At 67.4% G+C, this 26310-nt stretch carries 22 protein-coding genes and 3 pseudogenes; 14 read left to right on the top strand and 11 right to left on the bottom strand.

Features of this window, described 5'->3' with window-relative positions; genetic code table 11:
* Window positions 1-147 precede the first annotated feature (147 nt).
* Both NC4_RS04655 and NC4_RS04650 read left to right on the top strand, forming a co-directional pair.
* A complete protein-coding gene (locus NC4_RS04655) occupies window positions 148-1089 on the top strand; it encodes an alpha/beta fold hydrolase (RefSeq protein ID WP_245721491.1) in 942 nt (313 codons plus the stop codon).
* A 124-nt stretch (window positions 1090-1213) separates the two neighbouring features.
* Window positions 1214-1504: an Rv0250c family protein gene (locus NC4_RS04650; protein ID WP_067532810.1), complete on the top strand. Its 291-nt coding sequence runs from the start codon at window positions 1214-1216 to the stop codon at window positions 1502-1504.
* 8 nt (window positions 1505-1512) lie between these two features.
* Here NC4_RS04650 and NC4_RS04645 read toward each other — a convergent pair whose 3' ends face one another.
* On the bottom strand, window positions 1513-2844 hold the full coding sequence (locus NC4_RS04645; protein WP_067532751.1) for a thiolase family protein: 1332 nt from the start codon (window positions 2842-2844) through the stop codon (window positions 1513-1515).
* A 388-nt stretch (window positions 2845-3232) separates the two neighbouring features.
* On the opposite strand from NC4_RS04645, the gene sdhC reads away from it, so the two are divergent.
* From sdhC to NC4_RS04630, 3 genes are read left to right on the top strand one after another with little or no spacing between them, the layout of a single operon-like run.
* Entirely contained in the window at window positions 3233-4066 is an 834-nt protein-coding gene (gene sdhC / locus NC4_RS04640; RefSeq protein ID WP_067532748.1) for a succinate dehydrogenase subunit SdhC, read from the top strand.
* Between the two features lie 37 nt (window positions 4067-4103).
* Window positions 4104-6032, top strand: coding sequence for a fumarate reductase/succinate dehydrogenase flavoprotein subunit (locus tag NC4_RS04635; protein WP_067532745.1), 1929 nt, complete (start codon window positions 4104-4106; stop codon window positions 6030-6032).
* A gap of 2 nt (window positions 6033-6034) precedes the next feature.
* Entirely contained in the window at window positions 6035-6781 is a 747-nt protein-coding gene (locus tag NC4_RS04630) for a succinate dehydrogenase/fumarate reductase iron-sulfur subunit (protein WP_067532742.1), read from the top strand.
* A gap of 347 nt (window positions 6782-7128) precedes the next feature.
* On the opposite strand, the gene NC4_RS04625 is transcribed toward NC4_RS04630, so the two are convergent.
* Together NC4_RS04625 and NC4_RS04620 are read right to left on the bottom strand one after the other, a co-directional pair.
* Window positions 7129-7332, bottom strand: coding sequence for a DUF397 domain-containing protein (locus tag NC4_RS04625; RefSeq protein WP_067532740.1), 204 nt, complete (start codon window positions 7330-7332; stop codon window positions 7129-7131).
* Window positions 7329-8216 (bottom strand): helix-turn-helix domain-containing protein, encoded by an 888-nt coding sequence (locus NC4_RS04620; protein ID WP_067532737.1) that lies wholly within the window; start codon window positions 8214-8216, stop codon window positions 7329-7331. Before NC4_RS04620 ends, NC4_RS04625 begins: the two co-directional genes overlap by 4 nt.
* Before the next feature lie 339 nt (window positions 8217-8555).
* Between NC4_RS04620 and NC4_RS04615 the strand changes: the two genes are divergently transcribed.
* The 4 genes from NC4_RS04615 to NC4_RS04600 all read left to right on the top strand — a co-directional run bounded on the left by NC4_RS04615 (window position 8556) and on the right by NC4_RS04600 (window position 11634).
* Window positions 8556-8759 carry a hypothetical protein gene (locus NC4_RS04615; protein WP_067532734.1) on the top strand — a complete coding sequence of 68 codons (204 nt, stop codon included), beginning with the start codon at window positions 8556-8558 and terminating at the stop codon, window positions 8757-8759.
* Window positions 8760-9052: 293 nt separating this feature from the next.
* Window positions 9053-10285: an RNA-guided endonuclease InsQ/TnpB family protein gene (locus tag NC4_RS04610; RefSeq protein ID WP_218020911.1), complete on the top strand. Its 1233-nt coding sequence runs from the start codon at window positions 9053-9055 to the stop codon at window positions 10283-10285.
* A gap of 21 nt (window positions 10286-10306) precedes the next feature.
* Window positions 10307-10777, top strand: a complete 471-nt coding sequence (locus tag NC4_RS04605; RefSeq protein ID WP_084528480.1) for a GNAT family N-acetyltransferase — start codon at window positions 10307-10309, stop codon at window positions 10775-10777.
* 2 nt (window positions 10778-10779) lie between these two features.
* Window positions 10780-11634, top strand: coding sequence for a hypothetical protein (locus tag NC4_RS04600; RefSeq protein WP_067532731.1), 855 nt, complete (start codon window positions 10780-10782; stop codon window positions 11632-11634).
* On the opposite strand, the gene NC4_RS04595 is transcribed toward NC4_RS04600, so the two are convergent.
* Genes NC4_RS04595 through NC4_RS04580 form a run of 4 tightly spaced genes read right to left on the bottom strand, consistent with a single transcriptional unit; the run spans window position 11635 to window position 16444 of the window.
* Window positions 11635-12618, bottom strand: a complete 984-nt coding sequence (locus NC4_RS04595; RefSeq protein WP_067532728.1) for an SCO2521 family protein — start codon at window positions 12616-12618, stop codon at window positions 11635-11637. It abuts the gene before it with no gap.
* 7 nt (window positions 12619-12625) lie between these two features.
* Window positions 12626-13642 (bottom strand): SCO2522 family protein, encoded by a 1017-nt coding sequence (locus tag NC4_RS04590; RefSeq protein ID WP_067532724.1) that lies wholly within the window; start codon window positions 13640-13642, stop codon window positions 12626-12628.
* A 2-nt stretch (window positions 13643-13644) separates the two neighbouring features.
* Window positions 13645-14565: an SCO2523 family variant P-loop protein gene (locus tag NC4_RS04585; RefSeq protein ID WP_067532720.1), complete on the bottom strand. Its 921-nt coding sequence runs from the start codon at window positions 14563-14565 to the stop codon at window positions 13645-13647.
* Window position 14566: 1 nt separating this feature from the next.
* A complete protein-coding gene (locus NC4_RS04580) occupies window positions 14567-16444 on the bottom strand; it encodes an SCO2524 family protein (protein ID WP_067532717.1) in 1878 nt (625 codons plus the stop codon).
* Between the two features lie 114 nt (window positions 16445-16558).
* Between NC4_RS04580 and NC4_RS04575 the strand changes: the two are divergent.
* Window positions 16559-16903, top strand: a pseudogene (locus NC4_RS04575) (carbohydrate ABC transporter permease); the annotation flags it as partial.
* A 118-nt stretch (window positions 16904-17021) separates the two neighbouring features.
* Here NC4_RS04575 and NC4_RS04570 read toward each other — a convergent pair.
* Both NC4_RS04570 and NC4_RS45060 read right to left on the bottom strand, forming a co-directional pair.
* Window positions 17022-17954 carry a DNA-3-methyladenine glycosylase family protein gene (locus NC4_RS04570; RefSeq protein ID WP_067532710.1) on the bottom strand — a complete coding sequence of 311 codons (933 nt, stop codon included), beginning with the start codon at window positions 17952-17954 and terminating at the stop codon, window positions 17022-17024.
* 29 nt (window positions 17955-17983) lie between these two features.
* Window positions 17984-20797 (bottom strand): annotated as a pseudogene (locus tag NC4_RS45060) (FAD-binding and (Fe-S)-binding domain-containing protein).
* Between the two features lie 126 nt (window positions 20798-20923).
* Between NC4_RS45060 and NC4_RS04560 the strand changes: the two are divergent.
* The 3 genes from NC4_RS04560 to NC4_RS04550 all read left to right on the top strand — a co-directional run bounded on the left by NC4_RS04560 (window position 20924) and on the right by NC4_RS04550 (window position 24141).
* The gene (locus NC4_RS04560; RefSeq protein ID WP_067532707.1) at window positions 20924-21175 is read left to right on the top strand and encodes a DivIVA domain-containing protein; all 252 of its coding nucleotides are present in this window, start codon (window positions 20924-20926) and stop codon (window positions 21173-21175) included.
* Window positions 21176-21286: 111 nt separating this feature from the next.
* Window positions 21287-23539, top strand: coding sequence for an ABC transporter transmembrane domain-containing protein (locus tag NC4_RS04555; protein WP_169814722.1), 2253 nt, complete (start codon window positions 21287-21289; stop codon window positions 23537-23539).
* Between the two features lie 140 nt (window positions 23540-23679).
* Window positions 23680-24141, top strand: a complete 462-nt coding sequence (locus NC4_RS04550) for a hypothetical protein (RefSeq protein ID WP_157554276.1) — start codon at window positions 23680-23682, stop codon at window positions 24139-24141.
* Here the strand turns inward: NC4_RS04550 and NC4_RS04545 are convergent.
* Both NC4_RS04545 and NC4_RS04540 read right to left on the bottom strand, forming a co-directional pair.
* Window positions 24086-24562, bottom strand: coding sequence for a PaaI family thioesterase (locus NC4_RS04545; protein WP_067532701.1), 477 nt, complete (start codon window positions 24560-24562; stop codon window positions 24086-24088). The genes NC4_RS04550 and NC4_RS04545 overlap by 56 nt on opposite strands.
* Complete coding sequence (locus NC4_RS04540) at window positions 24559-25140, bottom strand: TetR/AcrR family transcriptional regulator (RefSeq protein ID WP_067532698.1); 582 nt, start codon at window positions 25138-25140, stop codon at window positions 24559-24561. The genes NC4_RS04545 and NC4_RS04540 overlap by 4 nt, the downstream gene beginning before the upstream one ends.
* Before the next feature lie 82 nt (window positions 25141-25222).
* On the opposite strand from NC4_RS04540, the pseudogene NC4_RS04535 reads away from it, so the two are divergent.
* Window positions 25223-26283 (top strand): annotated as a pseudogene (locus NC4_RS04535) (DNA polymerase IV).
* Window positions 26284-26310 lie beyond the last annotated feature (27 nt).

The raw sequence follows: 26310 nt of genomic DNA, 5'->3' as shown, positions 1-26310 counted from the left end.
CTAGATTTATGTAGATTTACCGGCACAGCCGTTGTCGATCACTGGCGACAGTTGGACAACTTGTGCATAACGCCTGGTGTAGGTGGTTAACGGCCAGGCAATAACTATCGACAACCGGGCAAGATGCGGACTCGTCAGGAGCACGTCATGTCCACCCGATTCATCGTCAGCGCTGACGACGGCGTGCCGATCGCGGTACGCGAATTCGGTTCGCCCGCGGCCGAAGTCACCGTGGTGTTCCTGCACGGCCACTGTCTGCGCACCGAATCCTGGGCGCTGCTGCGCGAGCATCTGGCCCCGCGCTGGGGCGCGGACACCCATCTGGTGTTCTACGACCATCGCGGCCACGGGGATTCGGGCGATGCCGATCCGGCCACCTACACCATCGATCACCTGGCCCGGGATCTGGACGCCGTGCTGCGGGCGGTCGCCCCGACCGAACCCATTGTGCTGGTCGGCCATTCGATGGGCGCCATGACCATCCTGGCCTACGCCCGGCTGTTCCCCGAGACCATCGGCTGCCGCGTCATCGGCGTCGGGCTCATCGCGGGCGCGGCCTCCAGCGTCACCCGGGTCGGGGTGGGCCGATTGCTGAACGGCCCGGCGGTGGCCTCGCTGCAGGCGGCGGTGCGGCGCGCGCCGCGCGCCATGCAGGCCTCGAAGCATTGGAGCCGCCGCATTTTCGAGCCGATCATGCGCGAGGCGGCGCTGGGCACCCGCAAGGTGAGCCCGCGGGTGCTGGCGGTGGCCACGGCCATGCTCAACGAGACCTCGCTGCTGACCATGTCGAGCTTCCTGGACTCGCTCATGCGCTTCGACGAGAACGAGACCCTGCACCGGCTGGGCCGGATTCCGGCGCTGGTACTGGCCGGATCGGCCGACATCGTGATTCCGTTCGCGCATTCGGTGGTGCTGGCCTCCCAGCTCGACGATGTGGAACTGGTGCGGCTGGACGGGGCCGGGCACAGCGTGATCCTGGAGCGCGCCGAGGAGGTGGCGGCGGCCATTGCCGGACTGGTGGATCGCGCGGTCGCGGCGCTGTGCGGGCGGGAGCCCGAATGCGGTCCGGAGTACGCCATCGCGGGCTGACGGCCAGTCGGGTACAGGCCCGTGAACTGGGGTTATGCCATGGTCGCGAGACGGATTCACCATCGTCGCGTACTGTGTTGTAGATCATAATGTGTGGTCGGTCACACGGCTCGAGGAGGTTTCGATGACACGCAGCGAGATTGCGGAACTCCGCTACGCGGTCGGCCAGCTCCGGCAGTGCGTCAGCGCGCTGCGCACGCAGTACGGCGAGGCCAATATGGTGCGCCGCTTGGAGAACGACCTGGAGCGGCTCGTCATCGATGCCGAGGAGTTCGAGCAGGCGCCCCCACCCCAGGTCTCCCGCAGGGGACAACAGGAAGTCATCTACGTCCCCGACAGCAAGTCGGACGAAGCCGCCTGGATGGGCGCGCAGGACGAGGGCCTGGGCTTCCACTCCCGTCCCCGGACGAAATAGCTCGCTCCCTACGCGCGGTGACGGCCGGAGCGGCCCCGGCGGCCGCCGCCGTGGAAGCGTGCCCCGCACGGGGTGGGCGCGACCGGGATGGCGTGGGCGGATTCGAAGACGGCGGCCAGGGCTTGGGAGGGGCCGGTGGGGGTGGCGGCCAGACCGTATCCGCCTTCGCGCCGGGATAGTTCGTGGAGCAGGGTGGTCACCATGCGCAGCCCGGCCGCCCCGCCCGGATCGCCGAGGGCGATGGCCGCGCCGTGCACGTTCAGGCGTTCCTCGGCATCGAACTTCCAGCCGTCGCGCTCCCACGTCCGGGTGAGCGCCAATACCTCCACGGCGCTGGTCTCCTCGATCTCGGCCAGGTCCAGATCCTCGACCCCGAAACCGCAGCGCGCCAAGGCCTTGTCCACCGCCACCGCGGCGGCGGGCACCACCGCGGCGGTGTCACCGGTGCTGCCCGACGACCAGCCGACCAGATAGCCCATGGCCTCCAGGCCCAGATCGACCAGGCGCTCCTCGGCCACCACCAGGCAGGCCGAGGCGGCGAGGGTGCGGGCGCTGCTGTTGCCGACCGTGCTCACCCCGCCGGGCTGGAACGGGGACAGCATGGCGAAGGCGCGGTGCGAGACATCGTCGCGCAGGCCCTCGTCGCGATCGACCAGTTGCACCACACCGGAATTCACGTCCTCCAGCACGGCATTCACCACCACCGGCGCGGTCTCGGCGCCGAAGATGCCCTGCCGCCGGGCGCGGGCGGCGCGGCGATGGCTGGCGGCGGCGAACTCGTCGGCGTCGGCGCGGGTGATGCCGAAGTGGTGGGCGAGCAGTTCGGTGTACTGGGATTCCAGCGGGCCGCGGGCGGTTTCGGCGGCCGCCCACACCGCGAGATGCTCATCGGTGGTGGCTTCCGGTTCCGGGGCCTGCGCCGCGGCGCCCATCATCGAGGTGAAAGTGGCGCGGGGCGGGCCCGCGAGACCCTGCGGGCCCGACAGACTCGGTATGCGTGGCTCGGATGCGCCTGTCCCCGTGGGGTATTCGGCGCCGAGGGCCAAAACGACGTCGGCCGAACCGGTTTGCACCATCATTGCCGCGGTGACGAGGGCGCGCAGTCCGGCGCCCGGACCGCCACCGATCGGGAACTCCCCGATACCGGGCGACAGACCCGCGAGCGGCGCCGCGCCGCGCACCGCGTGTGGATCGGGCACCGCCGCGACGAGTTGTTCGATGCGACTCGGATCCATGCCCGCCCGGCCCACCACCGCGGTCAGCACCGTGGAGATCAGGCGCTGCGGCGCCACCGCCGCCAGCGCACCCCCCGGCAGACCGACGGGCGTGCGCATGGGCATCACAATCGCGGCTCTCCTCATCAACCGGCTCCCTTCACGCTCATCACCGGCTCCCCCCTCGCGAGGGTTGTCTAGCTTCCGGGACAGGGCACCACAGTGTTGTTGCTGCCGTGTGACGCCCGGCGCATCGCAAATCGCGCCGTTCCGGACGTGCCCATCCCGGGTATTCGAATCTCACTGGGATGCTGCCACGTTCGTGAGATAGACGTTTGTTCACTAAGCGAACGATTAACCGCAGAATTTCTAAAATGTGGCGCAAATCACGCGATCACGAAATCGCAGTACCGAACGCGGTTGATAGCTGCCCTGTCGTAAGGTGCTCACCATCACATTCGATGCCGGAGGTAACGATGACGTTCCACGGGATAGAGCAGCGAGGCATCCAGCAGTGAGCGCCGCACCGATCAAGGCTCCCGAATCGAGCACAACCGGAGTTTTCAGCAAGGGTCGCGCCGCCATTGCCGCACGCACGCTGCGCACCGACCGCTGGTGGGTGCCGCCGGCCGCCACGGTGGCCGGACTGGCCGCGTTCGTGATCTACGCGACCATCAGATCCTTTGTGCGCACGGCATATTGGGTGAACGACTATCACTACCTGACACCGTTCTACTCACCGTGCATCAGCGATTCCTGCGTCGCGGGATCCGCGCATTTCGGGACGCCGCTGGGTGAGCTGCCGGGGTGGATCCCGCTGGGCTTCCTGGTGCTGCCGTTCCTGCTGTTGTTCCGGCTCACCTGTTACTACTACCGCAAGGCCTACTACCGGGCGGTGTGGTTCTCGCCGCCCGCCTGCGCGGTGGCCGAACCGCACGCGAAATACACCGGCGAGACCAAACTTCCGCTCATCATCCAGAACGCGCACCGGTACTTCTTCTATATCGCCGGGATTGTCGCGGTCGTCAATACCTATGACGCGATTCTGTCCTTCCATGCCAAGGACGGCGGCTTCGGAATGGGCCTGGGCTCACTCGTCATCACCGGCAATGCGCTGCTGCTGTGGGCGTACACGCTGGCGTGCCACTCCTGCCGCCATATCGCGGGCGGGCGGCTCAAGCACTTCTCGGCGCATCCGGTGCGCTACCGGTTCTGGACCGCGGTGTCGGCGCTCAATACCCGGCACATGCTGCTGGCCTGGACGACGCTCGGCACCCTGGTGCTGACCGACTTCTACGTCATGCTCGTCGCGAGCGGCACCATCAGCGATCTCCGATTCATCGGCTGACCACCATTCCCTTTGTCTGTCAGGAGTATTCGGTTCCATGCCTGAAGTCGAACGGCACAAGTACGACGTCGTCGTGATCGGTGCCGGTGGCGCCGGCCTGCGTGCGGTCATCGAGGCCCGCGAGCACGGGCTCTCGGTGGCGGTGGTGTGCAAATCCCTGTTCGGCAAGGCGCACACCGTCATGGCCGAGGGCGGCTGCGCGGCCGCCATGGGCAATGCCAATGAAAAGGACAGTTGGCAAACCCATTTCAAGGACACCATGCGCGGTGGCAAGTTCCTCAACAACTGGCGCATGGCCGAACTGCACGCCCAGGAGGCCCCCGATCGGGTGTGGGAGCTGGAGACCTACGGCGCGCTGTTCGACCGCACCAAGGACTGGCGGATCAGCCAGCGCAACTTCGGCGGGCACACCTATCCGCGGCTCGCGCACGTCGGCGACCGCACCGGTCTGGAGATCATCCGCACCATGCAGCAGAAGATCGTGGCGCTGCAGCAGGAGGATTTCGCGCAGACCGGGGACTACGAGGCGCGCATCAAGATATTCCAGGAATGCACCGTCACCGAACTGCTCAAGGACGGCGACCGCATCTCCGGCGCCTTCGGCTATTGGCGCGAATCGGGACGGTTCATCCTCTTCGAGACGCCCGCCATCGTGATCGCCACCGGTGGTATCGGCAAGTCCTACAAGGTGACCTCCAACTCCTGGGAGTACACCGGCGATGGACACGCGCTCGCCATGCGGGCGGGGGCCACGCTGATCAATATGGAGTTCCTGCAATTCCATCCGACCGGCATGGTCTGGCCGCCCAGCGTGAAGGGCATCCTCGTCACCGAGGGTGTGCGCGGTGACGGCGGCGTGCTGAAGAACTCCGATGGCAAGCGGTTCATGTTCGACTACATCCCGCCGGTCTTCAAGGGCCAGTACGCCGAGACCATCGAGGAGGCGGATCAGTGGTTGAAGGACAACGATTCCGCCCGCCGCACCCCTGATCTGCTCCCGCGCGACGAGGTCGCGCGCGCCATCAACGAGGAAGTCAAAGCGGGCCGCGGCACCCCGCACGGCGGTGTCTATCTCGACATCGCGTCCCGCCTGCCCGCCGACCAGATCGTGAAGCGGCTGCCGTCCATGCACCACCAGTTCAAGGAACTGGCCGACGTCGACATCACCAAGGAGCCCATGGAGGTCGGGCCGACCTGCCACTACGTCATGGGCGGCATCGAGGTCGATCCGGACACCCAGGCCGCCACGGTGCCCGGACTGTTCGCGGCCGGAGAATGCGCCGGTGGCCTGCACGGCTCCAACCGGCTGGGCGGCAATTCGCTGTCCGATCTGCTGGTCTTCGGGCGCCGTGCCGGACTCGGCGCGGCCACCTATGTGGAGCAGCTGGCCGCGCGGCCCAAGATCTCCGACTCCGATGTGGCGGCGGCCGCCAAATCCGCTGAGGCGCCCTTCGATTCGCCGCAGGATTCCCCGGGCGAGAACCCCTACACACTGCACATGGACCTGCAGCAGACCATGAACGACCTGGTCGGCATCATCCGCAAGGAAGGCGAGCTGAAACAGGCCATCGAGAAGCTCTCGGAACTCCGGGATCGCTACGACACCGTCACCATCGAGGGACATCGGCAGTTCAATCCGGGCTGGCATCTGGCCCTGGACTTGCGCAATATGCTGCTGATCAGCGAATGCGTGGCGCGGGCGGCGCTGCTGCGCACCGAGAGCCGCGGCGGCCACACCCGCGACGACCATCCGGGAATGGATCCGGTCTGGCGCAGCAAGCTGCTGGTCTGCCGGGTGGATCCGGACGAGGTCGGCTTCTCGGTGCCCTCGGTGACGGTGACGCCCGAGGACCAGGAACCCATGCGGACCGATCTGTTGCAGCTGTTCGATCCGGCGGAACTCGAAAAGTACTACAGCCCAGCCGAACTCGCGCCCGCGCGGGACGGCGCCGGAAAGGCGGAATAGCCATGGGTTACGACGCGAAGTTCAAGGTGTGGCGGGGCGACACCGACGGCGGCGAACTGCAGGACTTCACCGTGGAGGTGAACGAGGGCGAGGTGGTGCTCGACATCATCCACCGGCTGCAGGCCACCCAGGCGCCGGATCTGGCGGTGCGCTGGAACTGCAAGGCCGGTAAGTGCGGATCCTGCTCGGCCGAGGTGAACGGACGGCCGCGGCTGCTGTGCATGACCCGCATGTCCACCTTCACCCAGGACGAAGTGGTGACGGTGACGCCCATGCGCACCTTCCCGATCATCCGGGATCTGGTCACCGATGTGTCCTTCAATTACACGAAGGCGCGTGAAGTTCCGTCCTTCACGCCGCCGGTGGATCTGAAGCCGGGGCAGTACCGGATGCAGCAGCAGGATGTGGAGCGGTCGCAGGAATTCCGCAAGTGCATCGAATGCTTCCTGTGCCAGAACACCTGTCACGTGGTGCGCGATCACGAGGAGAACAAGCAGGCGTTCTCCGGGCCGCGATTCCTGATGCGCATCGCCGAACTGGAAATGCATCCGTTGGACGTGGCGGATCGGCGCGAGCTCGCCCAGGAAGACGCGGGATTGGGGCTCTGCAATATCACCAAGTGTTGTACGGAGGTCTGCCCGGAACACATCAAGATCACCGACAATGCCCTCATCCCGCTCAAGGAGCGGGTCGTGGACAAGCGCTACGACCCCATAGTGTGGTTGGGCAACAAGCTGTTCCGGCGCTGAGACGAAAGAATGGCCCGCAGGTCTGCGACCTGCGGGCCACTTCGTTCAACGGGTGAAAGGGAACATCACAACATCGCTACCACGCCTAGCGCGACCGCGCCGACGAGAACACCCACGGCGAGCGCCGACATCAATGCTCCGGTGAGTATGTAAACGCCTACTGCCGATACCGCGAAGAGCAGTCCGACGATCAGTCGTTCCACCCAATCGTCCGGGCCAATTTTCCGGTACCGGGGACGGTGATAATTTTTGAGTCCTCGGTCCACGCATAGTTGGATACCCATGCTTAGCCCAGGCAAACATATTTTCGTTGCGGAACAGGTGCCGATTCGTGATCTCCCCGCAGATCACCTCTCGAAGAGGCCGTTTTCTATGCCCGCGGTGAACGAATCCCACTCGCCCGCGCCGAAGACCAGCGCCGGGCCCGCAGGATTCTTGCTGTCCCGCACGCCGACCCGTTCATCGGCCAGGAATGCGACCTCGACGCACTCCTTGCCCGCTCCGCTCCGGCTGCTCTTGAACCACCGGGCAGCCGCCAGATCATTGCTCATGCCGAATACTCCTTCGCCACCTGCCGCAGCAGGTTTCTGCTGTCCTGGATGTCCAGCGCGCAGTGCTCCAGGCATTCCTGCGCCCGGCGATAACGCCGGACATCGCCCTGTCTTTCGAGATACAGATCGCCGGTGAACCCCTCCACATAGACGACCGCGGGCTCCACCGGTTGCCCCTTGCCGTCGGTTCCGAACTCCAGAATCACGAACGGACCGGTCGAAAGTCCCAGTGGGACACCGGCGCTGAAGGGCAGGATGCGCAGCGCGACATTGGACCGGGTGCTCAGTTCGGCCAAGTGCCGGATTTGCGCCGCCATCACCCTTGCACCTCCCACCGAACGACGCAATACCGATTCGTGCAACACCATGGCGACCGCGGCCGGATGCATGCGCCGGGTGATCAGCGCCTGCCGCTGCAGCCGCAGTTGAACCCGCCTATCCAGTTCCGCCGCACTGTCATCCGGATAGCCGAGCCGGTTCAGGGCCCTTGCGTACTCGGCGGTCTGCAGCAGTCCGGGCACCAATTCCGATTGGTAGCAGGACAACTGCTGCGCGGATGCTTCCAGGCCCACATAGACGTCGAAGTTCTGCGGGATGAGATCGCCGTAGGAGTGCCACCAGCTCTTGACGGCCGCCTGCTGCGCCAAAGCCTTGAGCCCCTCGGTGATTTCGTCCGGTATGCCGTAGATCCGGCACAGCTCCTGGATATCGATGGTGCGAATGCGGTCGGCATTGCCCTTTTCCAGCCGCTGTAGCGTGCTGGCGCCCCATTCCATGAGCTTGGCGGCCTCGGCGATGGTGAGGCCCGCCTGGATGCGCCAGTCCCGTAAATAGCGCCCGAGCTGGCGGCGGGGCAAGGTCGATGACGCGGGGCTTTCCGACACTGCACACTCCGTTCTCATCGCGAGCGTGAGCCGCCTGCGCCACCACGGGTCCCCCTGACCAGGTGCGATAGTGTTGCGGTACAACGGCTCCCGCCCGGCGCACGTCCTCATGTCCGATACACGAGTGGCGGGGGGCTTCGTCCACTATGGAGAATCTTCCTCCCCCGAGCGGATCCGGTGCTGGGAATTCGCGCAATTTTGCGTTCTCCGTAGCGATTTTCGCCCGCCGGGCGTCTGCTCGTGGTGTGCTGGTGATGTGCCCGGAGCGGTAGTCGCTAGGCCCCTTTCCTTTACTGAAATGCTCCGGGCACTTCAGGAACCACGTAGGAACGAGGAGTCATGCAGCTGACCGCCCTGAACATGCATGTCGCCGGATTGCTGCGCTGTCGCAGAGATCCCGGGGTCATGAGCGCCGAAGAAGCCCACTCAGCAATGCAACTGCATCTGGATTGCACCGTCGAAACCTGCAAGGTGCGACGGCGGGCCCGCGCGACGCTGGTGGAGGAAGGGCGGTGCGTTCTCGACGAGCGCGCCCTGCCGTGAGACCGGCGGCAGGCCTCTGACTTCGCGACCGGGGACGACCGGGGAAGGCCCCCAGCCGCGATAAACGCTGCCGCATGCACCTTTCGATCGCCCCGCACCTCCCCTCCGGGTGCCGGTGGCGTGTTCCGCCGCGTGCCGCAGCGCGGTTCGGCCCATCGCTCACAGACGGCGACCGGGCCGAACCGCACCCCATCGCCCGATTTGCCGCTTACCCTGGAGTTCATCGCATCCCGCGCCGGTGAAGGGGAACACGGCAGCTGTCGTTCTGCTCAGCTGAACTGACAGAGCCTCGGATGAAAGAGGTTCAGGAATTGCTGCGTAGCAACAAGATCCGCCTCGAACCTAACAACGTTCAGGCGACTGGTCTCGCTCGCGCCGCGGGGTGCGCCCGATTCGCATGGAACTGGGGCCTGGCCTGGTGGCAGTCCGAGTACGAGAAGTACAAAGCGGGTGATCGTGACACCGCGCCCGGCCAACTGGAGGCCCGCCGGGTCCTGAACGCGGTGAAGCGGGACGAGTTCCCGTGGATGCTGGAGTCCACCAAATGCGCTCCGCAGGAGGCGTTGATCAACCTCGGTCGCGCGTTCGGCAACTTCTTCGAACATCGCGCGAAATACCCGAAATTCAAGAAGAAGGGTGTGCGCGACTCGTTCAAACTGTCGCGTGGGCAGTTTGCCGTCGCCGGGAACCGGCTCCGTGTCCCGAACGTCGGCTGGATCACGATGTCAGAGCCGCCGCGGTTCGATGGCTCTATCAAGGCGATAACGGTCTCCCACCGTGCAGGCGAGTGGTTTGCTGCATTGACGATCGAGGTCCAGGAGCTGACGCGGCTCCCCACGACCGGGCGAACCATAGGTGTGGATGTCGGGGTTCGCGAGTTCGCCACACAGGACGGCTCACTATGTGCGACACCGCAAGCGCTACGTAAGGTCGAGCGAAGGCTGAGACGTGCCCAGCAAGCATTGAGCCGGAAACGGAGGGGTTCTTCGAATCGCGCGAAAGCTCGCCGTAAGGTCGCGAAGATTCATGCGGCAGTCGCGGATACTCGAGCAGACTGGCTCCACAAATTCACGACATCCCTGGTAGCCAACTATGACTCGATCGCGATCGAGGACTTGAACGTTCGCGGGATGGCGCACAACCACCGACTCGCAAAATCCGTTTCGGATGCTGGGTTCTACGAGTTCCGACGCCAACTCAAGTACAAGGCCGCCAGGACCGGACGCATCCTTGTAGTCGCAGATCGCTGGTTCGCTAGCTCCAAGACATGCAGTTCATGCCGTGTGAAAACCAAGCAACGCATGACGCTGAATGTTCGGGAGTGGAACTGTGAGAACTGCGGCATCGGTCATCACCGAGACATCAACGCGGCGACGAATCTGGATAGGTTGAATGCGCCGGGAGTTCCTCGGTGCCAGCCTGCGGAGAGTTCTCCGCCTCTACCTGGCAGCGGCGTCGCCGCTGGTGGGCAAGCAGCCTCTGCGAAGCAGGAACCTGACAGTGACCCTGTCCTCAGGATCGCGTGAGTTCAGGAGAACGGAACACCGTTGTTGGCCTTCGAACAACCACAAGCTCCATCGCTCAGAGTCGCACGTAGGGCGGATCTGGCTGCGATCCATTCGATCGAGACAAAGGAGCTAGAACGTCTCGCGTATCCATACTTCGTCCTGCGCCAACTGTTTGAGCTACACGGGACGGAGTGGATCGTTGCCGAGGACAAGGGCCGGGTGTGCGGCTACGTTCTGACCGCCATCACTACGCATGACACCGCCTGGTTCGTGGGATTCGCCGTCGCCAGGTCCTGCACAGGCCGCGGCTATGGGCGCGCTCTCCTGGAAACCAGCCTGGCGATCTGTCATGACGCACACGTGGATCAAGTGTTCGTGACCGCCTATCCCGGCAATCGCATTGCCTACCACCTCTATAAGGAGGTCGGGTTTGTGTGGGCTGATCACGAGATCGACTATTTCGGGCCTGATGAGCCCCGAGATATCTTGGTACACAGGCTTTACCATTGATCATGCTCGACAAAGCGCCGCCGTCGCGGTTCGTCGCGGCCATGAGCACGCGGATCGAACGGCATGCGCAGCGGTATGCCAAACGGGTCGGCGAATTCCTGGAGCAGCCGCATCGGCTGCGGCGGCGCGTGACCGAACGGCCGTTGCTCGATGTGTTCGCCGTGGAGGTCGAGGAGGTGGTGGCGACCTATGATCCGCCCGGGATTCGGCGGGTGGGGGACAGTCTGGTTTTCGGGCATCTGTATCTGCCGCTGCGGCCTACCGCGACGGGTGAAACGGAGGCGGTGCCGATCGGGACGCTGCTGACCGCATTGCTGGCGGCCGAGGTGGAATTCCGCGGGCCGCTGCGCCTGAGCCGGACGCAGCAGCGGGCATTGGCGGAGAACTACGAGCGGCTCGGGCGGCGGCTCGGGCCCGCGGGGCTGCCCGCGCATGCCGCGCTGGCCTTCCAGCGGGCGAGCGGGCTGTACCGCGGCGATGAGGACACCGATGCCGAGGATCGGTGCGGGCTGGCCCTGGCGCGGGCGCGGCGGCTGGCGCAGCCGGTGGCGTGGCGGCGGATCCTGGGCTGGTTTCCGGATCTGGTGTGCGGCTACGGGTATCGGCCGTTTCGGATGCTGTCGTGGATCGCGATGCAGTTGGGTGTGTTCGTCTATGCGCTCTCGTTCGCGTCGGAGCAGCCGTTCACCACCGATATGTACGAGGTGCTGGTGAACTATCTGAATCCGCTGGGGCCCGGGGACACCGAGAAGTTCGGGCCCGGCGGGCGGATCATCCTGATCAGCGAGTCGTACCTGGCGACCGTGACCACCTCGGTGTTCTTCGCCCTGCTGGTGCGGCGCTGGTTCCGATTGTGATCACCATTCGGCGGTGCTGATCTTGGAGTTGCGCAGCGCTTCCAGCGTCGCCACCGCCAGGCGGTCGCGCAGCTGACCGACCTGCGCCGTCCACTGCCGGGAGAAACCCGGATCGGATTCCAGGCGCGTCCACAGCTCGCGCAGGCGCGGCGGCGTGTGCGCGCCGGGCATCCACAGGTGCACGAGCTGTTCTAGGACGGGGGAGAGCAGGGCCACCGCATCACGATTGGGCACGGCCTGGGCGGCATCGCCGAGCGTGGCGCCGACAATGGTCAGCAGCCAGTCGTGCGCGGCCAGATCCTCGCAGAACCGTTGCACCACCGCGAGATCCCGGACCGTCGGCACCATGATGCGGACGGTGCGGGTGGTCTCGTCCTCAAGGCGGAAGGCGAACAGGGTGCGGCTGCGGGGCCCGCCGCCCACCGGCGGGGCCACCCGCGCGGCCCAGCGCAATCGGGTGGTGGCGGCGCGGACCGGCGGCCGCTGATCCAGGCCGGGATCGATGCGGACCCGGGTGAGCAGCCGGTCACTGATGGAACCCAGGTCCAGCGTGGTGCCGCTGGACGCCTCCAGGAAACCCTCGGTGAGATCCACCGCGGCGGCGGTGTCGTCACCGAGACGGGGAATCAGTTCCAGCGAGCCGATCTGTGTCAGGTAGTGCGCCCACGGCCGCCGATTGGAATCGGTGGCCCGCACCACCCGGGTGACCGAGGAACTCTGCACGATGCGGCCGCCCAACAGCACCGCATGCGAGGCCACGGTGCCTATTGCCCGGGACTGCGAGCGCGAGACGGTGGCCAGCTGGCAGTCCACGCCCACCGCCGAACTCGGCGAGATGGCCAGCGCCACCGGCCGTTCCCGCAACAGCACCCGCTGACCGGGGAGCAGCGCCAACAGGTCGGCGGCTTCGCGGGGCGCCAGCGGATCGGCGGACGGCAGCAGACCCGTCCGCACCTCGCCAAGCAGAACCAGCGGATCGCTCATGGCGCGCTCACGCGTCGCCGAGGAAAACATGGTTGAGCCGCTGGGTGACCGACCGCGGGACCGTCACCGGAATCCGTTCGGCCGCAACACGTTCGGCGAGTTTGGTGTAGACCTCCTCGTCGAGCTGCAAATGGGCGAGGATCACCCGCACCGCGTGCTCGATGCCGAGATAGCCGTGCGGCAGCACCGACACCGCGCGATAGGCGGCGAACGGGGCGGCCTGCGGATTCAGCTTCATGACCGCGGGCAGCTTCCACCAGTCCTCCGGCCACGGCTCGGTCCAGGCCTGCGGCGCCGCCACCACCGCACCCTCGTGCCGAATCATGCCCAGCCGTAACAACTGCCAGATGGACGCGAGAAACGGGCAGGACCAGCGGGTGCGCTCCACCGGTTCGCCGCCGATCTCCTCGGTGCGCCGGTCCCACAGCTGGACATCCAGGAAGATCGAATGATTGCGCGCGCCGAACTCCTCCGGCGAGCGATAGGGCCGGACCTGCGTGGCCTGGTGCGGATCGTATTCCGAGGAGCGCCGGCCATTGCACAGCCAGCCGCTCTCGGCGGTGGGCGGGCGGCGGCCGGTGGAGTTCTCGTCCGGTTCGGCGACAATGCGCGCCGCCATCATCTCCGCCAGCCGGATGGGATCGCCGATGGGTTCGCTGTCGATGAAGACCGGCACCTCGGCGCAGCCCGCCTCACGGGCCAGATAGTCGATGCGCACGCCGCATTCGTCGGCGGCGTGCAGCAGTTTGGTGAGAATCTCGGCCGGGTCGGTGTCGTGCTTGAAGTAGTCGTCGACCAGGAAGCAGGTGCTCACCCGCGCGCCCGGACCGAATTCGGCGCGGGCCACCTGGGTGTAGGCCTCCACCAGCGGGGCGACCCGCCGCAGCTGCGCCTTGATCCGGTCCTCGCCATTGAGCAGATCGTCCATGTAGAAATGCCCGGCCTCGATGGACAGGTGCGACAGTGGCTGGCCCGCGACGCGATTGCGTTCACCGGCCTCGCTGTAATCGGTCGCGGAACTCATTGTCATCCCAGCCTTTCCCAGACGGCTTGGTTGGTGAGCCCGTCGGCGAGCTCGCGGAAGGCGATGACGGTTTTCTCGTTCGCGATCCGCGCGGACACATCGGCGTCCAGGATCACCTGCTCGCGCCATTGCAGCATCGGTTCGAGGGGCGTCGCGCCGAGAACGACGGTGGCGCCCAATCGATATCGGGTGGCGGCCCGGTTCAGGGTGGCATTCTGCTCCTGCAACCAGGCTGCCTGCGCGGGCCGCAGACCGGCCGCTTCGTCATTGAGATCCGGCACCGCCGTCCGCACGTACCGTATCGATTCCAGCAGTTGTTCCGGCTCGTGTCTACAGGCCGCGCCGGTCTCCAGCAGCCCGTGCGGGCCGTGCACCAGGCCGTGGGCGGCCACGATGTGCTGGCGGGTCCAGCGGTGGAACACCAGCCAGCGCACCACCGCGGCGGACAGCTGCCAGGTACCGGTCGCGCGCAAGGCCAGCATGAGGGCGATGGAGCGCCCGGCGCTCAAATCGACCAGGTTGACGTCGAATTCCTGCTCACAGGTGACCAGCAGTTCGGTGCAGCGGCGCACGGTGGTCTCGTCGATATTGGCGAACTCGCCGCCGCCGCGATCGCCGGGGAACAGCACCAACCGACCGGACTGGTGCCGGGAATGCGCCAATTCGGTGCGGTCGGTCTCCGAGCGGACGCTCAACCGCGCCGCGGGCGCGGAATCGCCGAGCAGATAGGAGTGCAGGCCATTGTCCTCGGGGGTGCCCCGATCCACGCGGCTGATCTCGAAGATGGCGCCCGCCGTGGGTGAGCCGAAATCGAAATCCAGGTACGCGACCTTCATCCCGTCCATGCTGAGCTGGTACGCGATATTGACGCTGGTGACAGAGCGGCCGGTGCCGCCCTTGTCCGAAGCCGAGAACACCAGCACGTCACACTCTCCTGGTGGCGTCGAGACGGGCGTAGACGAGTTCGTCCAGCTCCAGCAGCGCCTGCGTGGCGAGACTCAGTGCGGTGCCGGGACGTTCGTCGATGAGTCCGCGGGCCCGCTCCAGCCGCCGTTCAGCCGAGGCCAGCGCCCGGCGATTGGGGGTGATGTCCTTCTCGCTGAGCTCGAGCAGTTCCCGATTCAGCAGATGCTCGGCCTCGGTGAGCAGTTCCATGGCGCGCAGCACCAGGATGGGCGAGCGCAGCGGCGGATCCTGGAACATGCGGGCCGCGGTCACCAGGCATTCGATCACGCGCTCGGTCAGATACCAGGAGGGCTCGTGGCCTTCGGCGCCGCCGAACAGACGGTGCGGATCGTCCCACAGGCCGGTGCTGCGGCCCTCTCGGAAGGCGCGGCGGTCCAGATGGTCCATGATGTCCTGGGCCAGCGCCATGAGCCGGTCGCGGGTCTCCATGGTGCCGGAGAGCCGGGCGACCTGCAGGGTGCGCTTCAAAAGCACCGTGGCGTAATCGGATACGGTCCACACCAGCAGGGTGCCGCCGTTCACGTCCTGACTGCCGTGCAGGCGCAGGCGCACGCCCGGATCGTGCATGGCGCGGGCCGGATCGTTCTCGGTCATGCGGCTGACGATCCGGCCGCGGCGGGCCAGTTCGTCGAGAACCGGTGCGGCCCTGTTCAAATCGTCGTCACTGGCCTCGCGGTTGAGCAGATCCTGCATGAGCACGGCGGTCACGATGAGACTGAAATAGTCCGATTCCTCCCCGTCGGAGGTGCGCCACGGAATGTCCTGCAGCGGCCAGCGGCCGGTGCCGAAGCGCGCCACCGCCGACCAGTAGCGCTGCGCCAGATCCCAGCGCAGTTGCAGCGCCTCGGCGAGGCGGCGCTGTTGCGCGTCGAGCAGATCGAGTTCCCGGGTCCGGACCGAGGTGAGGTCGTTGATGCCGTCCAGGGCCACCACCGTGAAATGCAGATACGGGCGGGCGACGGCGTAACCGGCCTCGGCGGCAATGAGCATGTCGATGAACTCGATGGGCTCGGCCTCGCGCACCAGACTCCAGCTCCAGCCGCATTCGAACAGCAGACCCTCGTCGTAGAGGTCCACGTCCGGCGTCTGGCTCAGGGTGATGGAGTTGCGTAGTCGGATGCGCACGCGTTCCAGGCGGCGGGCGACGGCCTCGACCACCGAATCGGTCGGTGCGCCGGTCTGATTCAGCATGGACAGCATGGCCCGGCCCTCGGGCGACTCCGGGGCCACGGTGTTCACCACGAAACTGCGCACCAGGCCCACCATGGCGGCGGTGAGGCGGGTATTGATGCGCTCGTCGAGGACCTTGATGCGGGCCGACAGCTCCCGGCCCTCGCGGCGGGCCTGCCCGCCGACGAACAGCTGGAAGCCGCGCAGGAACTTCAGCGCGGCCAGGCACAGCGTCAGCGACATGGAGTAGGAGTCGACGACATCGAGGGCGCGCTGTTCCGGCGTCGGGTCGTGCTCCTCGGCCGAGGCCAGATAGCTGCCCGCGGAGAAGACCGGAATGTCCTTCTTCATGCCCGCTTCCACCTCGATCACGGTGGTGTAGCGGTCGATGTAGTCCTCCAAGATCTGCACCAGGGTCGCGCCTATGCGCGGGCCGTTGCCCATCGGGGCGAGCGCGGCGCGGATATCGTCGGAAATATCGTCGGGCCGGTCCAGCTCGAAGCCCTCGATCTCGGTGGCCAGGTAGAGCAGGCACAACAGCTGTTCGGCGTCGCTGATGGAATTGGCGCCGTCCTTACCGCCCCACACCCATTCGCCGTCCCGGTAGCAGGCGGTCAGCAATGACCGCCACACACTGAGAATCTGCTGTCGTGGCTGAATTCTCATCGACGCCGTCCCCTGCCGTCTCGTGGGCCCCCGCCTAGACGGGGCAAAATTATCATGCGCCAACCAGGTGCGGGCTCGCATGCGAAGTGCGGGCTCGCCGGTAGCGTCACGATCATGAACCGGACGGTTCCGCACGACCGGCGAACGCGCATCGCCACGAGCTACGCCCTGTTGCTGCCGAGCTCGATCGGTGTCGGCGCATTCCTGCTCGTTCCGATCGCGGTGGTGCTGTGGCTGAGCCTACACAGCTGGAATCTGTTGGGGCCCATCGAATTCACCGGGCTGGATAACTGGCGCGCGGTCCTGACGGACCGGCGATTCGGGCATTCGGTGGTGGTGACGCTGGCCTTGACCGCACTGGTGGTTCCGGCGCAGACGGTACTCGGGTTCACCGTCGGGACGATATTGCGGGTGGTGTACGCGCTGCCGTGGATGTGCGCGCCGGTGGCGATCGGCGTGGCGGCCATACCGAGGGAGATTCTCGACGCGGGCGCACTGGACGGAGCCACCGGCCTTCCAGACCTTCGACACCGCTGATGAGAAGTTCAGACACAACAGCTCCTTTGAGGGGATAGCGTCAGATGCGGCTGTGGTCGGTGTATGAGGTGCGGGGGCCGAACTTGGGTTTGTGGGCGAAACCGGCCAGGCCGAGCAGGCGGACTGCGCGATAGCGGTGTGGGCGTAGCGGTTCCAGGTATTCGACCATGGCGGCGTCGTCGATGGGGCGGCCCAGCAGGGTCCAGCCGACGATGGAGGCGAGGTGGAAATCGCCCACGGACAAGGCATCCGAATCGCCGAAGGCGCGCTGGGCGATCTCGGCGGCCGTCCAGACGCCGATGCCGGGGACCGTTTGCAGGCGATGGGCGGCCTCGGCAGGGCCGAGTTGGGCCGCTTCCTCCAGCTTCGCGGCCATACGGGATGCCAGCACAATGGTTTTCGAGCGCTGCGGGCCGACATTGGCGCGGTGGTAGACCCAGGACGGGATGTATCGCCAGGTCTCGGCATCGGGCATGACCCGCAGGCCCTGCGGCGCCGGGCCGGGCGCGGGGGTTCCATAGCGCCACAACAGTTTTCGCCAGGAGTCGTGCGCGGTCTTGGTGTGCACCTTCTGCTCCAGCACCGCCGGGACGAGTGCTTCGAACACCAGATTGGTGCGCAGCATCCGCAGCCCCGGATTGCGGCGATGGGCCTCGGCGACCTTCGGATGCTCGGGGGCGAAGTCGGTGACGTCCTCGTCCAGGCACAACATGACCGGCAGCTGCTCCAGGAACTCCTCCGCGCCCGGACCCCACGCCTTGGCCTCGGCACTGTGCCGGTCGCCCTGCCGCAGCCGGTAGGTGACCGGGCCGCTGCGCATGCGCGAGGCGTGCCAGTGCGCGCCGTCCGGCGTCTCACGATGGCACGGATCGCCGAAACCCCGGCGCAGGGGAGTAATGGTGGCCGCGAGATCGAAGGGGCGCTGCGACCGCACCGTGCGGGTGCACGCGGTGGCGGTCGGCGCTGAAGTCACCCGGACATGCTAGTCCGCCTCCCGCGACTTCAGCTTCGGCCGTTCGGCGCCCTGCCCAGGAACTGGGCCAGGTGCTGGGCCGAGCGCCCGGCCAGCTGGTCGGCCTGCGTCCGGCAGGAGAATCCGTCCGCGATCAGGATGGTGTCCGGAGCCGCGTCCCGGAGCGCGGGCAGCAGGCCGTTCTCGGCGACGGCGACCGATACCTCGTAATGGCCGCGCTGCATGCCGAAGTTCCCGGCCAGCCCACAGCATCCGCTGAGTTCCCGCACTGTCGCACCGGTGCCTTCGAGAATGCGACGGTCCGCGGCGAATCCGGAGACGGCATGTTCGTGACAGTGCGGCTGCACGATCACCGTCTGCCCGGTGCGGTCCGGCGGCTGCCAGCCGGGCTCGGCCTCGAGGAATTCGGCGAGGGTGCGCACGGCGGACGCGACGGCCGCGGCCCGGTCGTCGTCCGGCAGCAGCCGCGGCAGGTCCGCGCGCAGCGCCGCCGTGCACGACGGCTCCAGGCCGACCACCACGCCGCCCGCGCGCACGTGCTCGTCCAGGGCCGCCACGGTGGCCCGCAAGCGTTTCCGCGCACCGTCCAGTTGCCCGGTGCTGATCCAGGTCAGCCCGCAGCACACCCGGCGCTCCGGAATGCGCACCTCGTGGCCCAGCGATTCGATCAATTCGACTGCGGCCCGGGCGATCTCCGGGTCGAACGCGTCGGTGAACGTATCGACCCACAGCATCACCGGGCCGGGCACCCCCACCCCTTTCATCCCGGCGTGTTCCACTCGACCCCGCTGTCGATTCCGGCGGAAGGCGCGCCGGAACGACGAGTCGGCGAGCGCCGGGATCGGGCGGCGCGGATCGATTCCCGCCGCGCGCAGTCCGATTCGGCGTAGTGGACCCGCGGCGGCCAGCGCATTGAGCGCCCGGGGCATGCGGGTGGCGGCGGACAGTCACTGCGGGAGGCGGCCCAGGGTGTAGTGGTCGACGAGGCGCGGACGGCCCCGGTAGCGGCGGTGGAGGGTTTAGGATTTGTAGGTGGCCATATCGACTCCGGCCGGGCAGTCGGAGTGACAGGCCTTGCAGGACAGGCACAGATCGAGGGATTCGGCGACAGCGTCCGAGCGCCAGTCGAGCGCGCCGCGCACCACCTCTTGCAGGACGCGCGCGCGGCCGCGGGCGCTGTCCTTCTCATCGGCGGTCGCCAGATAGGACGGGCACATGAAACCGCCGGAGGCGCGGGTGTCGGCGCGGCATTTGCCGACACCCACGCAGCGGTGCACGGCGGCGGCGATATCGCCGTCCCCCGGATAGGCGAAGCCACCGGCCATCGGCAGTGCGCGCAGGCCCGCCACCCGCAGATCCGCGTCGATGGGCCGGGGATCGACCAGGACACCCGGATTCAGCACATTATCCGGATCGAACAGCGCCTTGAATCCGGCGAAGGCGTACAGCGCCTCCCGGGAGTACATGTGGCGCAAGAGTTCCGAGCGGGCGCGGCCGTCGCCGTGCTCGCCGGAGAGGGAGCCGCCGAACTTCACGACCTGCCGGGCCGCATCCTCCAGGAAGGAACGGAAGCGTTGCGGCGCATCGGCTATCGGGAGATCGAGACGGACGTGGATGCAGCCGTCGCCGAAATGGCCGTACAGCAGGCCGTCGACGCCGTGCTCGCGGGTGAGCTGCTCGAATTCGCGCAGGTAGTCGCCGAGCCGATCGGGTGGGACGGCGGCGTCCTCCCAGCCCGACCAAGCGGGATGGCCATCGGGGGTGCTGCCCGCCAAGCCCGCCCCATCGGCGCGGATGCCCCAGAGGACCTGCGCCTCGGCCTTGTCCACGACGATCCGCGAGTCCACCGCGTGCACCGAGCGCCGCAGTTGCTCGGCCGCGTCCCGGGTCAGCTCGGCGGTCTCGCCCGCGATCTCGACCAGCAGCCAGCCGCCGCCGCGCGGCAGCTCCGGCGCCGTGCCGCGATGCGCGCGCACCACATTCACCAGCCGGGCGTCCATGCCCTCGACCGCGATCGGCGCGACCGCCATGACGGCGGCGATATCGTCGGCGGCCTTGGGCATATCCGGATAACCCAGCACCACCAGCACGGTGGCGGCGGGCACCGGTACCAGCTCGACCGTCGCCTCCAGCAGCAGCCCGCAGGTGCCCTCGGTGCCGACGAAAGTCTTGGCGATCGACGAACCCCGTTCCGGCAGTAAGTGTTCCAGGCTGTAGCCGGACGCCTGCCGCTCGAATCGGCCCAGCTCGGTGCGGATCACCGCGAGATTCGCGCGGGTGAACCCGGCCAGCCCCGGCACCACCGACACATCGTCGCCGAGCCGCCGCTCCACCCCGCCGCCATCGAGAATCCGCAGCTCCCGCACGGTGTCCGAGGTCCGCCCCCAGGCCACCGCGCGCGGCCCGCAGGCATTGTTGCCGATCATCCCGCCGAGCGTGCACCGATTCTGCGTGGACGGATCCGGTCCGAAGCGCAGGCCGTGCGGCGCCGCTCGGCGCTGCACGGCCGCCAGGACGACACCGGGCTGCACCCGCGCGGTCCGCCTCTCGGCGTCCACCTCGAGAATGGCGTTCATATGCCTGCTGAAATCCAGCACCAGCCCCGGCCCGATGGCATTGCCCGCCACCGAAGTACCGCCGCCCCGCGCGGTGACCGCCAGTCCTTCGGCGCGTGCGAAGGCCAGCGTCTCGGACACATCGGCCTCGGTGCGCGGAAAGACCACCGCGGTGGGCAGCACACGATAGTTGGAGGCATCGGAGGAGTACTCCGCGCGCCGACGCGGTGAGGCGTCCACCTCACCCGCGATCCTGTCGCGCAGGGCACGCACCACCGAATCGGTCACTCGGCCAGCCTATGACGCCACCGGATCGCCGCATGCATTCCACGCGATTCGGCTCTCGGCGAATGCACCGCAAAGCCGCGGCGCGGCGACGACAATGGATCGATCAGCCGTCCCGAGGGGGCACAAATGAGTCTCAGCGCAAACGATGTACACGGTGTGGCGTTCCGCAAACCGCCGTTCGGGGTGCGCGGCTATCGCGAGAGCGATGTGGACGCCTTTCTCGACCGGGTCGAGGCCACGCTGCGCGGCGCCGATCACCTCACCGCGGGCGAGGTGCGCGCGGCCGCGTTCCGGCGGCCGCGCCTCGGGCAGCGCGGATACGACGAGCGCGAGGTGGACGCCTTCCTGGATGTGGTCGAACAGACCCTCACCGACTAGCGGTTCGCTCTGGGCGAACTCCGCCCCGGAAGCCCTTGATCTGAACCTTTGTTGAGGTCTTAGTGTCGGTGGCCTGGGGTTCGATGGAGCTCCGACGGTGAGGAGTGCGGGATGAGTATTGAATCCGTGGCGTGGAATCAGCTGTACCGGCAGATGAACGCGCCGACCGAACAGCGGCCGCTGCGGCTGGTCACGGCCCGGCGGATTCTGGCGTTCGCGCAGTCGCATCATCGGCGGCTCGCGGCCTTTCTGGTGTTCAGCATCGCCTCGGCGGCGCTGGCGGTGGCCACGCCGGTGCTGGCCGGGCGGGTGGTCGACGCCATTGTGGGCGGCGGTGCGGCGCGCACCGTCATCACGCTGGCGGCGATCATCGCGGTGGTGGCGGTGCTGGACGCCGGACTCGGACTCGTCATCCGGTGGCTGTCGGCCCGTATCGGCGAGGGACTGATCTTCGATCTGCGGACCGCCGTCTTCGATCACGTGCAGAAGATGCCGGTCGCCTTCTTCACGCTCACCCGGACCGGCGCACTGGTGAGCCGGTTGAACAATGACGTCATCGGGGCGCAACGGGCCTTCAGCTCCACCCTGTCGGGCGTGGTCACCAATGTGGTCACACTGCTGCTCACCCTGATCGTCATGCTGCGCCTGTCCTGGCAGATCACGCTGTTGGCGCTGGTGCTGCTGCCGGTGTTCATCCTGCCCGCGCGGCGCATGGGCGAGCGGCTGGCCGGTATCCAGCGCGAGGCCAGCGAGCTGAACGCCGCCATGAGCACGCAGATGACCGAGCGTTTCTCCGCACCGGGCGCCACCCTGGTGAAGCTGTTCGGACGGCCGCGCCAGGAGTCCACCGAGTTCGCGGTGCGGGCCGGACGGGTGCGCGATATCGGGGTGCGCACCGCCATGCTGCAGACCATGTTCGTCACCGCGCTCACGCTGGTGTCGGCGCTGGCGCTGGCGCTGGTGTATGGGCTGGGCGGCTATCTGGCGCTGCGCGGCAAGCTGGAACCCGGTGCGGTGGTGGCGCTTTCGCTGCTGCTCACCCGGCTGTACTCGCCGCTCACGGCGCTGGCCAGCGCGCGGGTGGACATCATGGCTGCCATGGTGAGCTTCGAGCGGGTCTTCGAGGTGCTGGATCTGAAGCCGCTCATCGAGGACGCGCCCGATGCCCGGCCGGTGCCGGACGGGCCGGTGTCGGTGGAACTGGATCGGGTGAGCTTCGGCTACCCGTCCGCCGACAAGGTGTCGCTGGCCTCGCTCGAGGATGTGGCGACGCTGGACACCCGCGGCGGTGAGGAAGTGCTGCACGAGGTTTCGCTGCGCGCCGAGCCCGGGCAGATGGTGGCGCTGGTCGGCTCCTCCGGGGCCGGGAAATCCACCATCGCCCAACTGGTTTCGCGGCTCTACGATATCGACTCCGGGGCCGTGCGGCTGGGCGGCGCGGATGTGCGGGAGCTGACCGGGCGCTCCATTCAGGACACCGTCGGCCTGGTCACCCAGGACGGGATCGACTGGGCGGAGAAGATCGCCCATCTCCAGCAGGACGACGCCATGGGGGCGGCGGGCGCGACGCGGATCGCGGAACGGCTGATCGGACTGCTGCGGGCGGACGGCGAACGGCCGACCATCGTGGACATCGGCGCGGGGACCGGCGGGCAGAGCGCGGCATTCGCGCGGGAGCTGGCCGGGCGCGGCGGCGGGCGGCTGGTCATTGCCGACGCGGTGCCGGAATTGCTGGAGGTGGCCCGGCGCGCGGCGGCGGACACGCTCGGCGGCGATGAGCGGGTGACCATCGAAACCCTGCTCGTGGACGCCACATCCGATGATGTGGTGCGGACGGTGCCCGCGGCCGATCTGGTGTGGGCGTCGCGCATGGTGCATCATCTGCCCGATCAGCAGGACGGGGTGGATCGGCTCGCCAAGCTGGTGCGGCCCGGCGGCTGGCTGGCGCTGTCGGAGGGCGGGCTGCCGACCCGGTACCTGCCGTGGGACCTCGGGGTGGGCGCACCCGGGCTGGAGGATCGGCTGCTGGCCATGCGCGATGAGCGCTTCGGCCACATGCGCGCCGAGATCGCCGAGGCCGTGCCGATGCCCTACGGCTGGGGCACGGCGCTGACCAAGGCCGGGCTCGGCGAGGTGACCTCGTTCAGCGTGCTCATCGATCATCCGGCACCGGCTTCCCCCGCGATTCGCGAAACCATCACGGCCCGACTGGATTCCATGCGCGAGCATGTGGGCGACGAGCTCGGCGAGCAGGATCGCGCGACCCTCGCGGCGCTGCTGGATCCGGCGGCCGACACCTATATCGGCACACGCGACGATGTGTACATGCTCGGCGCGGTCAGCGTGCACCTGGGTCGCCGCTGAAGCGTTCACGGCCGGAGCGACACCGGGATGTGACCGTACTGTTAGACGCCTGCTGGTCCGAAAAGTCCAGCTGTACGGCATAATTCGACTTCCCTGGCATCGGCAAGATCATCGTTTCACATGCCGGGGAAGGAGTTTCGGTGAGCCGTACCACAGAACAGTTGCGCGCTGAGGCGCTCTGGCGCACGCCCGCCACCGGGTCCGGGGCTGCCCGGCAACCGGCGCCGGAACCACCGTTGCGGCTACGCGTGGACAGCGGGACCGCACGCACCGACGACCAATGGACGGTACCGAAAACTCTTGTCGCCGAATCCGTTTCCGGAAAGCTCGTGATCGACTTCACACGGGCCCACTGCGTGCGCCGGGAGATCGACGTGCACGTGCACGCCGGTGCGGGGGCGATCGTGATGATCGTGCCGCGCGGCTGGCGCATCGACCTCGACGGCGTGGCGCGCGGCGGCGGCACCGTGGCGAACAAGGTGACGCTGCCGCGCTTCCCGGGAGCACCGCTCATTCGGGTGCAGGGTCAGGTGGAGACCGGAACGGTCAAGGCGCGCTATGCGTATCGCTCACCGCTGACCTGGTTCCGCCGTTCCCGTTGAGGTCTCGTTCCACACTGCGGGTGGTGCCCTGCGCGACGGCGCAGAGCACCGACTCGCCGTCCGCGCTGTCGGCGAAGATCTCGCAGCGGCAGACCGCTTGGCGGCGGGTGGCGTCCACGACCGTGGCCTCGGCGCGCAGCCGGACACCCGCGGCCGGGCGCATATAGGTGATGGTGAAACCGCCGGTCAGCACGTTCGCGCCGAGCACCGTGCCCGCCGCGTAGGTGAGGGCATTGTCGGCCGCATAGGCCAGTACGCCGCCGTGCACATAGCCGAACTGCTGACCGAGTTCGGGGCGGATGGGGATCTCGAGGGTGGCGCGGCCGTCGCCGAAGGCCGTCAGCTGTGCGCCGACCAATTGGCTGAACGGCTGCGCCGCAAGGACTTTCTGTCCGAGATCCAGATCGAGTTCAACTGTCATGGCATCACTTCCGTGGAATCTGTTCGGGGGGAACGCAGTACCTGCCACGCCGCATCGGCCAGTTGCGGAGCGACCTCGATCGGCGCGGTCCCGATGTCACCGCCGAGCCACTGCCGCGAGTACTCCTGGGCCGGGCCCAGCCACAGGGCGTAGAGCAGGTCGAAGTCGAGTTCGCGCACCGCGCCGTAGGACGCATGGGTGCGCCACCAGCGCGCCGCGCCGCGCATGAACTCCTTGTTGGCGTCGTCGTCGCGCAGGCCGGGCGGGCGGGCGGCGGTGAGTATCTGTGCGCGGTACCGATTTTCGGTCACCCAGCGCAGATGCTCGGTGACACCGGCGCGCACCCCGGCCTCGGCGTCCGCGCTGTCGCGCACCGCCTCCCAGAAATGCCGCTGGTAATCGGTCAGCGCATGCGCCCAGACCTGCCGGTACAGCTCCGCCTTGTCCGGAAAGTGGTGGTAGAGCGCGCCGACACTGGCGCCGGCGGCATCGCGGATCTGGGTGAGCGTGGCATCGAGGGCGCCGTGTTCCGCGAACTGGCGCTCGGCTGCCAGCAGCAACCGATCTCGAATCTTCATGACCAGAATCTAGTTCTGTTTCCTTGTTCGGCACAAGGCCCCTTTTCCGACATTTCGGCAGACCATGCGGTATGGCGGAGGGGTGGCGCGCTGGCTGTTGCACGTCGACCTCGACCAATTCCAGGCCGCGGTCGAATTCCGGCGGCATCCGGAACTGCGCGGCGAGCCGGTCATCGTGGGCGGCAATGGGGATCCGATGGAACCGCGGAAGGTGGTGTCCTGCGCGTCGTATCCGGCGCGAGCGTTCGGGGTGCGAGCCGGGATGCCCTTGCGGACGGCACTGCGGATCTGCCCCGACGGGGTGTTCCTGCCGCAGGATCTGGCCACCTATGCCGAGGCGTCGGAGGAGATCATGGCGCTGTTGCGGACATTTCCGGGGCGGGTGGAGGTGCTCGGCTTCGACGAGGCCTTTCTGGCGGTCGACACCGATGATCCCGAGCAACTGGCGCGCGAGATTCGCGCGGCCATCGAGGAATTGGGGCTGACCTGCGCGGTCGGCATCGGAGACAATAAGACCCGGGCCAAGCTCGCCACCGGATTCGCCAAGGCGGTGGGCAAGTCCGGGGATGCGGCCGCCGAGGGCGGGGCCGGGACATTCCGGCTCACCGCGGACAACTGGGTTGAGCTCATGGCACATCGGCCGACCACGGCGCTGTGGGGGATCGGGGCGCGCATCGCGAAACGGATGAGCGCCCTGGGCATCGAGACCGTGGCCGATCTGGCGGCGGCGGACCGGGAGCGGCTGGCCGCGGAATTCGGGCCCAATACCGGGCCGTATCTATGGGTGCTCGGCCACGGCGCGGGCGACACCGATATCGCGGAACCGCGAGAACCGGTGGGGCACAGCAGGTCCGAGACCTTTCCGCAGGATCTCACCGAGATCGCCGAGTTCGATGCGGCCATTGCGCGGCTGGCGGCCCAGGTCGCGGCGGACACCTTCGCGGGCGAGCCATCGGGCGGGTCGGGGTCACCGTGCGGACCAAGACCTTCTTCACACGCACCAAACAGCGGAAGCTGCCGCAGCCCAGCTCCGATGTGGACGAGATCGTGCGGACGGCCGTGGAGGTCCTGCACCGGTTCGAACTGGACCGGCCCATCCGATTGCTCGGGGTGCGTGTCGAATTCGCCCCGGACGAACCGTGATCGCCGGGTTTGACATGCTGTGCGGCA

This window comes from Nocardia crassostreae (assembly GCF_001613405.1).
Taxonomy (GTDB): domain Bacteria; phylum Actinomycetota; class Actinomycetes; order Mycobacteriales; family Mycobacteriaceae; genus Nocardia; species Nocardia crassostreae.
The sequence above is the reverse complement of the archived record's forward strand: the minus strand, read 5'-3'. Positions and strand labels throughout refer to the sequence as shown.

What these genes read in the sequence shown, in the direction of transcription:
- NC4_RS04655 (WP_245721491.1), top strand. Translation starts at nt 148, where the DNA reads ATGTCCACCCGATTCATCGTCAGCGCTGACGACGGCGTGCCGATCGCG.
- NC4_RS04650 (WP_067532810.1), top strand. Translation starts at nt 1,214, where the DNA reads ATGACACGCAGCGAGATTGCGGAACTCCGCTACGCGGTCGGCCAGCTC.
- NC4_RS04645 (WP_067532751.1), bottom strand. Translation starts at nt 2,844, where the DNA reads ATGCCCATGCGCACGCCCGTCGGTCTGCCGGGGGGTGCGCTGGCGGCG.
- NC4_RS04635 (WP_067532745.1), top strand. Translation starts at nt 4,104, where the DNA reads ATGCCTGAAGTCGAACGGCACAAGTACGACGTCGTCGTGATCGGTGCC.
- NC4_RS04630 (WP_067532742.1), top strand. Translation starts at nt 6,035, where the DNA reads ATGGGTTACGACGCGAAGTTCAAGGTGTGGCGGGGCGACACCGACGGC.
- NC4_RS04625 (WP_067532740.1), bottom strand. Translation starts at nt 7,332, where the DNA reads ATGAGCAATGATCTGGCGGCTGCCCGGTGGTTCAAGAGCAGCCGGAGC.
- NC4_RS04615 (WP_067532734.1), top strand. Translation starts at nt 8,556, where the DNA reads ATGCAGCTGACCGCCCTGAACATGCATGTCGCCGGATTGCTGCGCTGT.
- NC4_RS04610 (WP_218020911.1), top strand. Translation starts at nt 9,053, where the DNA reads ATGAAAGAGGTTCAGGAATTGCTGCGTAGCAACAAGATCCGCCTCGAA.
- NC4_RS04600 (WP_067532731.1), top strand. Translation starts at nt 10,780, where the DNA reads ATGCTCGACAAAGCGCCGCCGTCGCGGTTCGTCGCGGCCATGAGCACG.
- NC4_RS04595 (WP_067532728.1), bottom strand. Translation starts at nt 12,618, where the DNA reads ATGAGCGATCCGCTGGTTCTGCTTGGCGAGGTGCGGACGGGTCTGCTG.
- NC4_RS04590 (WP_067532724.1), bottom strand. Translation starts at nt 13,642, where the DNA reads ATGAGTTCCGCGACCGATTACAGCGAGGCCGGTGAACGCAATCGCGTC.
- NC4_RS04580 (WP_067532717.1), bottom strand. Translation starts at nt 16,444, where the DNA reads ATGAGAATTCAGCCACGACAGCAGATTCTCAGTGTGTGGCGGTCATTG.
- NC4_RS04560 (WP_067532707.1), top strand. Translation starts at nt 20,924, where the DNA reads ATGAGTCTCAGCGCAAACGATGTACACGGTGTGGCGTTCCGCAAACCG.
- NC4_RS04555 (WP_169814722.1), top strand. Translation starts at nt 21,287, where the DNA reads ATGAGTATTGAATCCGTGGCGTGGAATCAGCTGTACCGGCAGATGAAC.
- NC4_RS04545 (WP_067532701.1), bottom strand. Translation starts at nt 24,562, where the DNA reads ATGACAGTTGAACTCGATCTGGATCTCGGACAGAAAGTCCTTGCGGCG.
- NC4_RS04540 (WP_067532698.1), bottom strand. Translation starts at nt 25,140, where the DNA reads ATGAAGATTCGAGATCGGTTGCTGCTGGCAGCCGAGCGCCAGTTCGCG.